Origin of the sequence: Sphaerospermopsis kisseleviana CS-549 (assembly GCF_028329225.1) — a bacterium.
GTDB lineage: Bacteria > Cyanobacteriota > Cyanobacteriia > Cyanobacteriales > Nostocaceae > Sphaerospermopsis > Sphaerospermopsis kisseleviana.
Genome location: NZ_JAQMTI010000112.1, coordinates 12,602 through 27,125 on the forward strand (window position 1 = coordinate 12,602; position 14,524 = coordinate 27,125).

Here is a 14,524-nt window from a genome sequence, read left to right on the forward strand (position 1 = left end):
CTATGACTTAATCGTAAAGCGATCGCCTAAACCTTTCAGTGTCATATTTTGGGCGATCGCATCATGGGGTATCAACACATAAACCCAAGGTTTACCATTATGTTTTAACATATAATCAGAAGCATATTTACACCATTGAACCGCTACATTTTTCTTAGCAACCACTTGAGGATCGTCTATTTCATCTCGGTTTTTGGGTTCAAGCATATAGATCATTTCTGTTGTTTCTGCCACAAAATCAGGTTGATATTCTAAATAATCTCCCTCCCATTTGTAATAAATCTGAAATTGTCCCCTTGCTGGTTTAAACCATTTGATTGCATCTCGTTCCAAAATTATAGATAATACCCTTTCTGCTTCTGATTGAAATTTTTGTTCTTGATAAAGGCATTTATCAAAACCTGTAAACAGATATTTGGACATCTTGCTTTTATCAGCAGGTGAGATTCTATAATCTAAATAATTTTTGGCATTTGTGGTATAAGCACTTTCTTTTAAAGTTGTAAAACCCTTACTGATTTTTACTTCATAATTAACATTATCTTCCCAGAAATGTTGTTGCATCTGGTTATGAACAAGATTAGCAATTTCAACTTGATGAAAATATAAAACTTTATGTGTATCTTCTTCTGTTAGGTAGGTGAGAAAATGCTCAACAACTTGACCTGCTAAATCATAAAGCAAATCAGCATTTTCATCATAACAGATATCATCAAAATTGACTAGATTTTCCACAATATAGTTTTCTAATCGAGATTCTGGAAAATTGTCTGTTTTGATTTCTAAAGATGTAGAATCATCCGTTGCTAAAGATTGAATATATAATTCTTTTTTGGAAGGAACAGGATAATTTAAACCTGTCACATCTAAAGCAAAAGACCTAAATCCTGATTTTACCTCTCCTTGAGGAACAATCAAAATTTTGGGAATATCAATAGTTTGCTGAATGACTAAATTAGTTGTTTTAGCCACAATAGATGCAATATCTGGTGGTGTAATTACACCTGCTATTTCTAATTGTTCTGGACGATATTCTTTAGCTACAGCTTCCCGCACCATTGATTGAACTTTTGGTGTTGCAAGATAGGATATTGTTGGTACTTTTTCCGGTTGATTTTCTAACTTTTGAATTTGTTGGTAAGTCAAATTGGCAATCTTTTGTTCTACGGGAGATGCAAATATAGAAGTTTGAATATTTTGGGTTTCTGTTTCTGTAACAGTTGTATTTTCTTCTGTATTTTGTTCTCTATTATCCTCAAAGTGATCTTCATTTTTTGGTTCTGTTGTAATTCCTAAAGTTTGGGCAAGTTTTGACTGTGAAATTACTGTTTTCTTTTTCTCTTCTAACTCTTCAGGTGTAAGAATAATTTGTTGCAATCTAATTTCTGATTCTGGACGTTTTGCTTCTTCTACAATTTCTTGAAATTTATCATGGGCAACAATATTTAAACGATCTACAATAGTGATACCTGTACGCTTTCCATAAGGTAAACGTAATCCTCTACCAATAGATTGTTTAATCAAAACTTCCGAATTTGCGGCTCTTAATGGGACAATTGTATAAAGGTTAGTCACATCCCAACCTTCCTTTAACATATTCACATGAATAACTATTTCCGTTGGTTCATCTGGATATTCTACTTTTAGCAATCTTTCCACCATTTCATCTTCTTGTGCGCCTGTTTTACTAGAATCAACTTGTATGACTTTATCCTGATAAAATCCTTCTGCAAATTCAACAGATTTAATCAATTCTAACAGTTGTGAAGCATGGTTAGTATCACGGGCAATTACCAGCATAAAAGGTTTAACAATTGGCTTTCCTGTGAGAATAGAATAAGCCTGTAATTCAGCTTTAATATTTTCATGTAAATAAATTCCATCTTCTAATTTTATTCTTTCAATTGCTGCTGATGATAAACTGGCAGGATTAAAATCTTTACGAGTCACAACCGCAGGATCTTTAACAAAACCATCTCTAATGGCTTTTCCTAAAGAATATTCATAGATAATATTTTGAAAATAAACTGTTTTTTTACTGGTTTCTACAGAAGGTGTAGCGGTGAGTTCTAACCCTATTAATGGTTTTAATTCATTAATTGCTCTAATTCCTGCTGATGCTCGATATCGGTGGGATTCATCCATTAAAATTACCAAGTCTTTTAACTGGGAAAGATAATCAAAATAGCTTTCACCAATATATTCAGATAATCTTTTGATTTTCGGACTTTTACCACCGCGCACTTCTGAGTTGATTTTGGAAATATTAAAAATATTGATTTTGCAGGGAATTTGTGGATCTAAAATTGTTCTCGCATTGGTTTCATAGTTTTCACCTGTGATAATTACTGGTGACTGAATCGCAAATTCAGAAATCCCTGTAAATAAATATTTTGGTGTATTGGGTGTAAAATCATTAATCAGTTTATTATAAATAGTCAGGTTGGGAGCTAAAACAAAGAAATTCTTTATATTATATGCTAGATTCAGATAACTAATAAAAGCACCCATTAATCGTGTTTTACCTACACCTGTTGCTAGTGCAAAACACAGTGAAGGAAATTCACGCTCAAAATTAGTAACAGTCGGGAATTGTTGATTAATTTTTGCTAAAATTGTTTCTAGATCAGATTGTTCATTGATAGGCAAAATTTCACAAACCCGATCTAAAATTTCTAATGATTGTCTTTGTGGAGGGCGCAGACTGAGACGATTAGCAATGTTATTAACGATGTTATTCATAGTATGTTATCCATCTAAAATAGTGATTGTTGTATATGCTGTTGTTGTGGTTTCTGTGGTGATGGTTTTTCAATTTCTGGGGGTGCTTTAGGCAGATTTTTGATATCAAGACTGTAATCATCATGTCCCCATTCACAACGGGAAAGTATATGTTTAGGAATTTTTTTGATTGTCAGATTTGGGAATATATCAACTTTGCCACGAAAGGCACTACATAATATAAGTAGGGTGCGTTCTTGTCCTACTTCATCAGAGAGTTTAGATAATTGTTCATGGCTGAGATTTTGGGTAGTGACATAAATAAAATCTCGTTCTGTAGAATAACCATGTTGCCAATAAAATGTATCTGATGGTGCATAAGTGAAGCCTTCAAGTTTGCAGAGTGCTTCGGCTAACATGGCGGGGTTATATTCTTTATTAATAACCCAGTTACCCCATTTATCTTTTTCTAATAATGATGGTGCAAGGCGATAGTAACGAAAACCGCCGCCACCTTTCCAGTTAACAGTTTCGGTAATACCTCCTTTGTCTTCTCCATCAATCACTTTTTTGAGTCGGGGAATGATATGGGTATGACAATGTTCTCCTAGTTCAATCATGATCCAGCGTCTTCCCATTTTGTGCGCTACCGCGCCTGTTGTTCCTGAACCTGCAAAGGAATCTAATACTAAATCACCTGGATTTGTTGCAATTTCTAAAACTCGCTGTATTAATCCTTCTGGTTTAGGAGTAATAAAGTCATCTGCAAGAGAAGAACTACCTAATACAGCGCGAATTTCTTTTCTAGCAGCATCAGTATGACTTGCGTATTCGTGCAACCAAAGTGTTTGCGGTACAGTTCCCTGATTTTTTAGCAAATGTTTATATCTTTTGTAAGCTGGTGTACTTGATAAACCATCTTTTCCCCAATAAACAAGGTTATCTCTAACATTTTGTTCATGTGTTTCTTTTGAATAACGCCAAACGGAAGTTTTCTTAGGATAGATTTCTTCCCCAGTATTTGGTTGAATTATTGGGTAATAAAGATTTGGTCTTTCTTCAGAGCTTTTATTGCACGTATAATTATCAATACGAAAAACTCCTTTTTCATCTGTATATCGGTATTGGCGATCTTTTTCTTCTGTTCTTTTTAAAAGATTGCGTTGCCAAGACTCGCTCTTTCTATAAACCAGTATATGATCGTGCATTGGTGCAATAGTCTTGTGATCATTAGCAACTGCATATTTCTTTTGCCAAACAACATTCGCAACAAAATTTGCACGTCCAAAAATTTCATCACACATTACTTTTAAATAATGTGCTTCATTGTCATCAATGGTAATCCACAAAGAACCATCTTCTGATAACAAATTACGAATAATTTCTAACCTATCTCTCATTAAAGAAAGCCAGATAGAATGCTCAACCCCATCATCATAATGTTCAAAAGCTGAACCTGTATTATAGGGAGGATCAATAAAAACACATTTAACTTTTCCTGTAAATTCCTGTTCTAAAGCTTTGAGAGCTAACAAGTTATCCCCAAAAATTAAGCGATTATCAAAAATATCATTTTCGCTGACTCGATGAGCAGCATGATAAGATTTTTCAGCATCTTCTAATAAAATTCGCGGTTCTAATTTGGGGCGAATTTCTTTACCTATCCATGTTAATTCTAGTCTCTGTTTTTTAGTCATAATTAGGGTTTGCTTTTATGGCAAATTAAATTTTAAAATTTGATTTTATATTTTAAAATTATAACCCATTGGTTAATTTTTGTCATTAATTTGCTCACAATTAAATCAAAATTTATATAGTTAAATTTGAGTAAACTTTTGTAGGTTGGGTTGAACGAAGTGAAACCCAACATTAGGAGGAGATTGTCCGGTGTTGTGTTGGGTTTTCTCAACCCAACCTACAGTCTAATTCTTGCATTACTTTACTCGTTAATTGTTGAACATCGGTTAAACTCCTAAAAATAGCAAGATAGCCTTTTTCATCACTAGCAAACTGAGATTCAGCGAGAGTATAAATTAACTCTGCAAGTTCTATACCAACATTGGAAAGCTCAGTCATATCATCTTGAGATAAATTAAGCTCTGGTTTATTGATTAAAGGTTTATAACGTCTTGATAAAATATTCAATATAAATAATCTACCATGTTGATAGAAATTTTTACGTCGAGTTTCTGTTTCTGCTTTGCGAGAATCTTCAAAAATCTGATCAAGATATTCAAATATACGCACATAACGACAAAGTGTAATTCCTGAAAGTTCATTACTAAAAAGTGTAGAATAATGATCCTTATACAAAAGATTTAAATTTTTCTTAGCTGCAACAATTATTTCAGCATTACCACTAAAACAAGCAAGAGCAATTGCAGCTTGTTCAATGGTGATAGCATCTTGATTATCTGCTGATGGACGATATTGATAAACAATATTTGATACCATACATTCTTGCCGCAACCGTTCTTGATTTGGATCTAATGCTGCAAAATAAATATCACGGACTGTATTTTGTGTATTTCTCGCTTTGGTAATTTCTATACCTATTGTATCTGATTGTGTGCCTACTTCAATGATAGTAACTAATAATTTTGCATTGGGAGATATTGCACCATTGGCATTAAATACAGATGCGATAGATCCCACTGTTTGCGCTCCATTGACTACAGAAAAACCCTCTAAAGTAAATTTAGTTGATTCCTGTTTATGTCCAGGTGGTAAAATAACTTTTGTACAAGTAATAGTTAATCCATTATTTAGATAAAAAAGTTCTGATGGTTGTTCTTTGACAGTTTCAGCAATCGCTAAGTTAACATCTTGTGTACCCAGGTAATAACGAATATTTTTCTCAAATAATAATTTATGATGCTGGTTGTATAAATCTGCCAGTTCAGCAGCATTGACTAATCCATAAAAGGCTTTTCTTGGCTGTTCTAAACAATGCCAGTTTTCTAAGGTCAATTTAACTTCAATAGGTGCATTTTCTTGTTTTGTTGTCAACCATCCATAAATCTTTTCTATATTCAAATCTTGCCATTGAAAACGCGCATCAAATTTATTGAGTTCATCTTGCAGTTGATTGAGATCATTAACTACATGAGTTCCCAAACTACTATCTAAATATATATTACAACCAACTATTTTCACTCCATTTCTGTCTAAGGCATCTTCAACATCATGCTGTAAGCGTGAAAAACTGGAATTAAATTTTTGAAACCGTTTATGGACAAGATCCCTAATTCCATCACAAAATTTTTTATTATCTCCCATGTTGGGAGCATTTCCCGCCTTAGCTTGTATTAACCAAAGTCGGTTATTAGTTCGATCAAAATAAACCGCATCAATACCATTATCATTTTCGCCATTGATAATTGAGTTAGCAGCTTGAGGAGGAGTAATATTAGCAAGATTGGTTATAGCAAATGCAGCTAAAGAACGACTCAAACGATTTTCTTCATGTTGTTTTGCTGTCCAATTTCTATTAATTTGAGGAATAATAGGAAAATAATCCTGCTTTAGCACTTCAATAATTTGAGTTTTTTGGGCTTTACTATTCGGCTTAGACATTTTTCGACATTGAGCGATCGCTAGTAGGGGAGTTTTTAATACATCATCCCAGAATAGGGTACAGATGGTATACCTACCTTCAAAACAACCACAACCAAATCGGCAAAGACATCATCCCAGAATAGGGTACAGATGGTATACCTACCTTCAAAACAACCACAACCAAATCGGCAAAGTAACCAACAATACCATAACCCCCACTGCTAAAGTAGTCACAGCCAAATCACGATCTAAATCAAAGGTTTCCGCTAATACCACAGTAGCAAAAGCCGGAGGCATGGCCATTTGCAAAACTACTACCTGTGCTGCTTCTCCAGTCACACCAAAAAACCGTAAACTACTACCTAAAACCAAAGGCACTAATAACATTTTGATAAAAATACTAATTGCTGCTGGTTTGAGTTTGTACAAAGAACCCAGATGCGCCAATCTCATACCAATTAAAATCAAGGATAATGCTAAAGCAACCCAAGCTAATGTATTCAAGCTAAATTCTATCAGTGGCGGAATACTAACTTGGCGAAATAATAACCCAAAACCAAAACTCCACAGGGCAGGATTGATTAATATGGCTTTAGCCATTTGTTGATGATTTTGGGCGGTGTTGCTAAAACGGGCTGCTAGTAATACACCTAAACCATAAGCACCGAATAAAGTCCCTAATAAATCGTAAAATAAAGCCCAGGCGAAGTATTCTTTGCCGACCATTGCTAAAGTGATAGGAAAGCCCAGATAACCAGTGTTACCTACCATTGAAGCTAAAATTAAACTACCTTGGGTTGAGGGTTGGGGGTGAGAATTTGTCAAATAGGCTTGACCTTTGATCACCAACCACGCTAAAAATGCTCCTAGTAAAATAGCTAAATAGGCGATCGCCGGAGCAATCCAAATCTGTCCTGATAGATCGGTTTGTCTTAAAAAAGCAACAATGCTGATCGGTACTCCTACCCAAAACAAAAATTGACCCAAATGAGTAGGAAATATGGCAGGTAATTTGCGTCCCAGGATAACTCCTACCAGGACTAATCCTCCCAATTTGACGTATAGTTCTAAAAGATTTATCAAGATTTTGCTGAAAAACAGATATGTAAAATAATACCTATTACGTTGATTTTTTTAGTGAGACTTTGTGATTAAATGTCAGCATTCAGCTAACAGTAGTCAGCAGTCAGCTTTTTCCAGGGTACTTCCAAACTCACATTTGATAATCTACTGATTGATCAAACATTCCCATCTGTACTTCCTGACTCATGACTCCTGAATTGTTACGTTTAAATGTTATACCTTATTTACCAATCTAAAATATAAAATATAAAATCTAAAATCTAAAATCCAAAATCTAAAATCTAAAATCCAAAATCTTATTATTAAACAGGAGTGGACTCTTGAAAAACGCTGGATTTGCAGGAAAACCCCAAAACTCATCACCATCACCAGGTGATGATATTCCAGCAGCTTTGCGCGATACTCCTGATAGTGAATCTCAGATGCGCGTACAACCGCTGGTTTTAATGATTGGGGGAATAGTCGGATTTATGGTGATGGCTGTAGGTAGTGGTTTTTTATTTTTTATTACAGCACCTAAAAATAATGCTGATTCTCAATCAACACCTGTTGTTTCTACACCTACACCAATCAAAACTCCAGCAGTTAACAATGATGTAGTGTTGGGACATTTGGCTTATCCTGAAGCACCAGAGTCAGAATTGTTACCAATTACAGCCGATGGACGGATTAGATTGCGACAAGCAGCCGCCCAAAGATTTCAAGCTATGGCACAAGCAGCACGTAGCGCAGGTGTAATTTTAGTACCTATTTCTGGTTTTCGTTCCGTGAAAGAACAGGAACAATTATTTTTTACTATTGGCGCTCAACGAAATCAAACTCCTGCGGAAAGAGCAGCATTGAGCGCCCCTCCTGGTCATAGTGAACATCATACAGGCTATGCAGTAGATATAGGAGATGGAGCAGTACCAGCAACAAATTTACAAACTAATTTTGAGAATACCAAAGCTTATCAATGGCTACAAGCTAACGCTGCTCGTTTTGGTTTTGAATTGTCCTTTCCTCAAGGTAACTCTCAAGGTGTGAGTTACGAACCTTGGCACTGGCGTTTTGTAGGCGATCGCCATAGTTTAGAAACTTTCTACAAAGCCAGAAATGTCAAACCAGTACAGTAGGCAGAAGGCAGAATATGTATCAAGTCAAAATTCAAAATTCAAAATTCAAAATTCAAAATTAATAACTTTCTTTACCAATCACCAATCACCAATCTATTGCTATAAATAATATGTGAGTAAGGATTCAGGGAACAGGGAACAGGGAACAGGGAAAAAACATTTTTCTTTTGCCTCCTGACTCCTGACTCCTGACTCCTGACTCCTGACTCCTGACTGATGTGATGGTTATTGCTAGGTTTTTATTTATGAATAATCCACTTTATGAACAGGATTTTGTTCTCTGGACAGAACAACAAGCAAAAACTATTGAAAATAAAGCCTTAGATGCCATTGACTGGGTGCATATTCAAGAGGAGATATCGGCCTTGGGGCGTAGTGAAAAACAAGCATTACAAAATCGCTTAGAAGTTTTACTAGAACATTTATTAAAACGGTGTTATGTAAACAGTATTTATGATAATCGTGGTTGGGAATTAACCATTAAGGAACAGAGAAAGCAAATTCGACGTTTAGTAAAAGTCTCACCCAGTTTAAAAAACTATTTTACAGAAATTTTCCCAGAAACATGGGAAGATGCTTTATCAGATGTTCAAGATATCTATCCCAGTATTGTTTTTCCTGAAAACTGTCCTTTTCCCGAAGATATAGATAGTTTATTAACTCATTCTTTTTGGGAATAACTAAAAAATTCCCAATTCCCAATTCCCAATTCCCAATTCCCAATTCCCAATTCCCAATTCCCAATTCCCAATTCCCAATTCCCAATTCCCAATTCCCAATTCCCTCATGTTCACAGATATAGAAAACCACTGGGCAAAAGCATCTATTGTCACTGCGGCGGCCAAAAATATTCTCAAAGGTTATCCAGATGGAACATTTCGCCCCGATGCACCTGTTACCCGTGCGGAATTTGCAGCCATTGTGTATACAGGTTTACCCAAAAATTCCTCTTCTCGCCCAGCAATTCAATTTACAGATGTACCTGCTAATCATTGGGCAGTAAATGCGATCGCCTCAGCATATCAAACAGGTTATCTCTCAGGATATCCCAATCGTACCTTTAAACCTAATCAAGCAATTCCCCGTGTACAAGCATTAACAGCTTTAGTTTCTGGGTTAGGTTATCAAGTCACAGGAGATGCGATCGCCACCTTAAAAAAATATTACAATGATTTTGGGCAAATTCCCAGTTATGCCATGAATGCGATCGCTGCTGCCACACAAAAACGCATCGTTGTTAACTACCCAGACATCCAACGTTTACAACCCAACATCAACGCCACCAGAAGCGAAATAGCAGCCTTTATTTGTCAAGTCTTAGAAATTTCTACTGTACCTTACAAATATATTCCCGGTTTAGAATTATTTGTGATTCCACCACAATTTGATAATGCTGATCCTTTTGTGGCAGAATTGGTAAGAGTACAGAAAGATAATCAATGGGGTTATATTGACAAAAGCGGAAAATTTATCATTCCTCCAACCTTAAAAGAAGCAAACACTTTTTCCGAAGGATTAGCATTATTTAGGAATCAGTAATTAGCTTTCAGCTTTCAGCTTTCATGTTGAAAATTATTGTTAGATGTTGAACATTTAACTTGCATACTATCTCAAATTAAAACTCTTGTGGGGTGGGCATCCTGCCCGCCCTGTTTATGCAAATTAAAGGTTTATCAACTTAGTAAATATATCTTGGAAAATCCAAAATCTCAAATTTTCCTCTCCTAACTCCTGACTCCTTATTTACAACCTAAAATTGAACTATGGAAATTCGCGGTATTTGGATCACGGTTACAGACAGTAATGTGTTAGACAAAAGAGAAAATATCCAAAAAGCAATGGAATTTCTCGCCAAAACAGGATTTAACGTTGTTTTTCCTGTTGTTTGGAATAACGGTTTAACCATCTATCGTAGTCAAGTAATGAAAAAACTAATAAACATAGAAATCAACCCTCGCTTTGACGGTGAAGATAAAAACCGTGAAGATAAAAAGCGAGATCCTTTACAAGAAATAATTGAAGAAGCCAAAAAAGTTGACATCGCGGTTATTCCTTGGTTTGAATACGGTTTTATGAGTTCTCATGTAGCCAAGAGATCCAAATTTAACATTATTGCAAACGAAAAAGATTGGGTTGCTCGTGATATATTTAACAACGAGCTAATTAAAAATGAATTTTGCTGGTTAAATTCCCTAGATATTCAAGTTCAAGAATTTATATTAAGTTTATTTTTAGAAGTTATCAAAAAATATGATATTGCTGGGATTCAAGGAGATGATCACTTTATTGCTTTACCCAGTGAAGGAGGTTATGATGCTAAAACTCTTGCACGTTATCAGCAAGAATTTCAGGGTCAGGGTCAACCCCCAAATACCTCTAAAGATCCTGATTGGTTAAAATGGAGAGCAGATATTTTATCACATTTTTTCAATCGTTTTCACAGAGAAATAATTAAAGTCAATCCCGATTTAATCATTTCCATGTCTCCTAGTGTTTTTCGTTGGGGTTATGAAAACTATTTGCAAGATTCACTCACCTGGGTTAACTGGCGATTAGTAGATTTAATACATCCCCAAGTTTATAGAGAAGATATTAAAGCTTATCAATCGGAAATTACCCGAATTTCTCAATCACAATTTACCCAAGAACAACTATCACAACTAATTCCAGGTATTACTATTTATAGAAAAAAACCATATTATATGATTAAACCAGAAGAATTAATTACCGCCATAGAAACTAACCGAAAACTCGGTATTCAAGGGGAAATTTTATTTTTCTACGAAGGTTTAACGCAAAATGATGAGCTTTTAGCCAAAACACTGCAATCTACTGTTTATTCTCAAGCACCAGGAAAATTTGATATCAAAGAAATTAAAAATAAAAATAGCGTTTTTACCCAACAAAGACTAAATCCCTATAACTACGTCAATCTATCTACTAATAAAGAAATTGAACCAGATCCCCAGTTTTCATTAAATTTATTTGATAGAATTGAGGCTTTTTCTCAAGGTATAGCCGCAGTTAGAATTGGTGAAAAATGGGGTTATATTGATAAACAAGGTAAGCTAATAGGGCGCATTGAATATGATAGTGCTGCACCATTTTCCGAAGGATCAGCAGTAGTGAAACTTAAAGATAAATACGGTTTTATTGATATGAATGGCAACCGTATTACAGATATCAAATTTGATGATGCAGTATCTTTTGCTGAAAACATGGCAGCCGTAAAAATAGGTAATGGTTGGGGATATGTAGCCAAAACAATTGATGGAAAAGGACAATTTACAATTCCTACAAAATTTGTAGAAGCCAAATCATTTTCTCACAATCTAGCAGCAGTCAAAATACCAGAAACGAATAAATGGGGATATATTGATAATAGTAATAGAACTATCATTCCCTTTAATTTCGATGATGCCGATAGTTTTGCAAATGGTGTAGCCGCAGTGAAAGTTGGTAATCAATGGGGATATATTAATCAAACTGGTTACTTTGTGATCCAGCCACAATTTGAAGAAGTGGGTATTTTTGCAGAAGAATTAGCACCTGCAAAAATTAACGGCAAATGGGGATATATTAATAAATTGGCTGAGTTTAAAATTTACCCAGAATTTGATTTTGCAAAACCTTTTTCTCAGGGTTTAGCATTAGTGAATGTGGGTGGTAAATGGGGATATATTAGTAGGTGACTGGGGACTGGTGACTGGGGACTGGTGACTGGGTAATCAATTTTATGTTTTCTAATCAACTATTCCCAATTACCAATTCCCAATTCCCAATTACCAATTCCCAATTACCAATTCCCAATTATCTATCACCTTTTTTATACTTTCCTGGATACTTGCGGGCAAAATAATCCTCCATGATTTCCAGAATCATGGGTGCGGCCACACTACCACCACCACCACCAGAATGTTCACCAAAAGCCACAACCAAGATTTCTGGTTTATCAGCAGGTGCATAAGCACCAAACCAAGCATGATTTTGTTTGATGCCACGACGATTCCAAGCTTCTGCTGTACCGCTTTTACCAGCTACTGGGGGAATATTTGGTTGATTCAAAACTTTACCCGTACCCTCAGATACCACTTTTCGCAATCCCTCACGGAGAACTTTAATAGTTACTGGTTTCATATTTAAAGATGAACGCCATTTTTTAGCATCCCCATCATCTTTCAGTAAATGTGGTTGCACTCGATAACCACCATTAGCCGGTACAGCAAACATTACAGCCACTTGTAGAGGCGTGCTTAATAAAGCACCTTGGCCAATGGTCATATTAATAGTATCGCCTATAGTCCAAGGCATTTTCCAGGCTTTGCGCTTCCAGTTATCATCAGGAACTAAACCTCTAGATTCTTCTGTAACAAAATCAAAACCAGTTTTTTCACCAAAGCCATATTTACGAGTCCATTCAATCAAAGTCGGACCACCGATACCTTTACCAATTTGATAAAAGAAAGTATCACTACTCCATTGCATTGCGCCTACAAAACCTAATGGACCAAATCCCGCATGATTCCATTCACCAAATCTTGTGCCACCGATAACCAAATAAGGATAGGTTGGTAGAATCACATTAGGAGAAAATTTACCTGATTCTATAGCTGCTGTGTTAGTGACAATTTTAAAGGTACTAGCCGGGGGAAAAGCACTTAAAACCCGATTAACTAGAGGATATCCTTCACCTTGCACACTTTCCCAATCTTTTTGAGAGAGTTTTTGTTTAGAAAAAATATTCGGGTCAAAGGTTGGATGGGATACCATCGCTAAAACTTCACCATTGTTAGGGTTAAGTGCTACGATTGCCCCATTACGTCTACCTAAAGCTTTTTCCGCTGCTTTTTGGATATCTAAATCTATAGATAAGTGTAAATCATTACCCGCTTTTGCCTGTTTTTCTCCCAACACTCGCAACGGTCTACCAGCACCATCTACTTCTACTTGCTGGCCTCCCCATTCTCCCCGGAGTGTTTTTTCATAGGCTTTTTCTACCCCCATCTGTCCAATGACATCACCGAGACGATAGCCTTCTGATTTGCGTTTTTTTAGCTGTTCTGCTGTGAGTTCGCGGGTATAGCCGAGTATATGGGCTAATTGTCTACCATCTGGATAATAACGTACAGCTTCTGTATTGATTTCGACATTTGGTAATTCGTTTTCATATTCCTTTAAGGCTGTGACTTGGGCTTCATTTAACTCACGAGCAATGCGAATCAGAGAAGAAGAATTAGCTCCAGCTTTTTCTAGTTTCTGTTCCATTTCCTCTTGCGGAATATCGAGGATTTGGGATAGACGCGGACCGACAACTGACCACGATGGCTTAGTATGTGTCATTGGCCACAGGTGAACAGAGTGAGGATAACGAGTAGTAGCTAACAGTTTGCCATTACGGTCAAAAATGTTGCCTCTTTCCGGTTGTTTGGGAATCATGCGAATCCGGTTAGACTCTGCCCTTTGCCGGAGTTTTGGACCTTCAATGATTTGTAAATAAGCTAAACGAGCGCCTATCCCCGATATCATCAGCAAAGTGAATAGTATTAAAAATAGTGACTGGGAACCACGCCCAACTGTGCGGGTATTTTTTTGATAACTCAGTAGTGGTGGTAATATAGCCATAAGATTAATAAAGAAGTATGAAATTTATATTATCTGTAAACAATGCTTTTAGTCGCTATCCGGCATCGAGTTCAAAACAATGGCAAGTATTGGGTTTATATTTTTAATAAGTATATTTTTAATAAGTATATTTTTAATAAGTATATTTTTAACAAGGGTGTTGTTGCCAGATACAATAAACAAAAGTCTGATTTGTAGTCTATTTCATAGCCTACATAGCTAACCAGGTTTCACAATAAAATCGTCGAAAGGCACGGAAGCCGCTTGGCTATCTTACAGTGGAAGAAGTTCCAACGGCGAATAAATTCGCCGTGATGGTATAATCAAGGGGCGAGTAAGAATAACCATCTGCACGAAGAAGTATTTTGATCAGGAGAAACCCCTGATTTATCTCGTCTCGGCTTTGACCGTAGCCTGGGTAAACA

9 protein-coding genes are annotated in these 14,524 nt (G+C 36.0%); 4 read left to right on the plus strand and 5 right to left on the minus strand.

Annotated elements, in window-relative coordinates; translation table 11 throughout:
• The 4 genes from PN497_RS10085 to PN497_RS10100 all read right to left on the minus strand — a co-directional run bounded on the left by PN497_RS10085 (position 1) and on the right by PN497_RS10100 (position 7,362).
• On the minus strand, positions 1–2,742 hold the full coding sequence (locus tag PN497_RS10085; RefSeq protein WP_096564889.1) for a DEAD/DEAH box helicase: 2,742 nt from the start codon (positions 2,740–2,742) through the stop codon (positions 1–3).
• A gap of 14 nt (positions 2,743–2,756) precedes the next feature.
• Positions 2,757–4,418, minus strand: coding sequence for a site-specific DNA-methyltransferase (locus PN497_RS10090; RefSeq protein WP_096564891.1), 1,662 nt, complete (start codon positions 4,416–4,418; stop codon positions 2,757–2,759).
• 208 nt (positions 4,419–4,626) lie between these two features.
• Positions 4,627–6,297: an AIPR family protein gene (locus tag PN497_RS10095; protein WP_096564892.1), complete on the minus strand. Its 1,671-nt coding sequence runs from the start codon at positions 6,295–6,297 to the stop codon at positions 4,627–4,629.
• Positions 6,298–6,444: 147 nt separating this feature from the next.
• A complete protein-coding gene (locus PN497_RS10100; RefSeq protein ID WP_096564894.1) occupies positions 6,445–7,362 on the minus strand; it encodes an AEC family transporter in 918 nt (305 codons plus the stop codon).
• Between the two features lie 320 nt (positions 7,363–7,682).
• Here PN497_RS10100 and PN497_RS10105 point away from each other — a divergent pair, with 320 nt between their 5' ends.
• From PN497_RS10105 to PN497_RS10120, 4 genes are all read left to right on the plus strand, one after another.
• A complete protein-coding gene (locus tag PN497_RS10105; RefSeq protein WP_096564896.1) occupies positions 7,683–8,477 on the plus strand; it encodes a M15 family metallopeptidase in 795 nt (264 codons plus the stop codon).
• 245 nt (positions 8,478–8,722) lie between these two features.
• Positions 8,723–9,157, plus strand: a complete 435-nt coding sequence (locus PN497_RS10110; protein ID WP_096572522.1) for a DUF29 domain-containing protein — start codon at positions 8,723–8,725, stop codon at positions 9,155–9,157.
• 106 nt (positions 9,158–9,263) lie between these two features.
• Positions 9,264–10,016 (plus strand): S-layer homology domain-containing protein, encoded by a 753-nt coding sequence (locus PN497_RS10115; protein WP_096564898.1) that lies wholly within the window; start codon positions 9,264–9,266, stop codon positions 10,014–10,016.
• Positions 10,017–10,240: 224 nt separating this feature from the next.
• On the plus strand, positions 10,241–12,169 hold the full coding sequence (locus PN497_RS10120) for a WG repeat-containing protein (protein WP_096564900.1): 1,929 nt from the start codon (positions 10,241–10,243) through the stop codon (positions 12,167–12,169).
• A gap of 118 nt (positions 12,170–12,287) precedes the next feature.
• On the opposite strand, the gene mrdA is transcribed toward PN497_RS10120, so the two are convergent.
• Positions 12,288–14,099 carry a penicillin-binding protein 2 gene (gene mrdA / locus PN497_RS10125; protein WP_096564902.1) on the minus strand — a complete coding sequence of 604 codons (1,812 nt, stop codon included), beginning with the start codon at positions 14,097–14,099 and terminating at the stop codon, positions 12,288–12,290.
• Positions 14,100–14,524 lie beyond the last annotated feature (425 nt).

What these genes read in the sequence shown, in the direction of transcription:
- PN497_RS10085 (WP_096564889.1), bottom strand. Translation starts at nt 2,742, where the DNA reads ATGAATAACATCGTTAATAACATTGCTAATCGTCTCAGTCTGCGCCCT.
- PN497_RS10090 (WP_096564891.1), bottom strand. Translation starts at nt 4,418, where the DNA reads ATGACTAAAAAACAGAGACTAGAATTAACATGGATAGGTAAAGAAATT.
- PN497_RS10095 (WP_096564892.1), bottom strand. Translation starts at nt 6,297, where the DNA reads ATGTCTAAGCCGAATAGTAAAGCCCAAAAAACTCAAATTATTGAAGTG.
- PN497_RS10110 (WP_096572522.1), top strand. Translation starts at nt 8,723, where the DNA reads ATGAATAATCCACTTTATGAACAGGATTTTGTTCTCTGGACAGAACAA.
- PN497_RS10115 (WP_096564898.1), top strand. Translation starts at nt 9,264, where the DNA reads ATGTTCACAGATATAGAAAACCACTGGGCAAAAGCATCTATTGTCACT.
- PN497_RS10120 (WP_096564900.1), top strand. Translation starts at nt 10,241, where the DNA reads ATGGAAATTCGCGGTATTTGGATCACGGTTACAGACAGTAATGTGTTA.
- mrdA (WP_096564902.1), bottom strand. Translation starts at nt 14,099, where the DNA reads ATGGCTATATTACCACCACTACTGAGTTATCAAAAAAATACCCGCACA.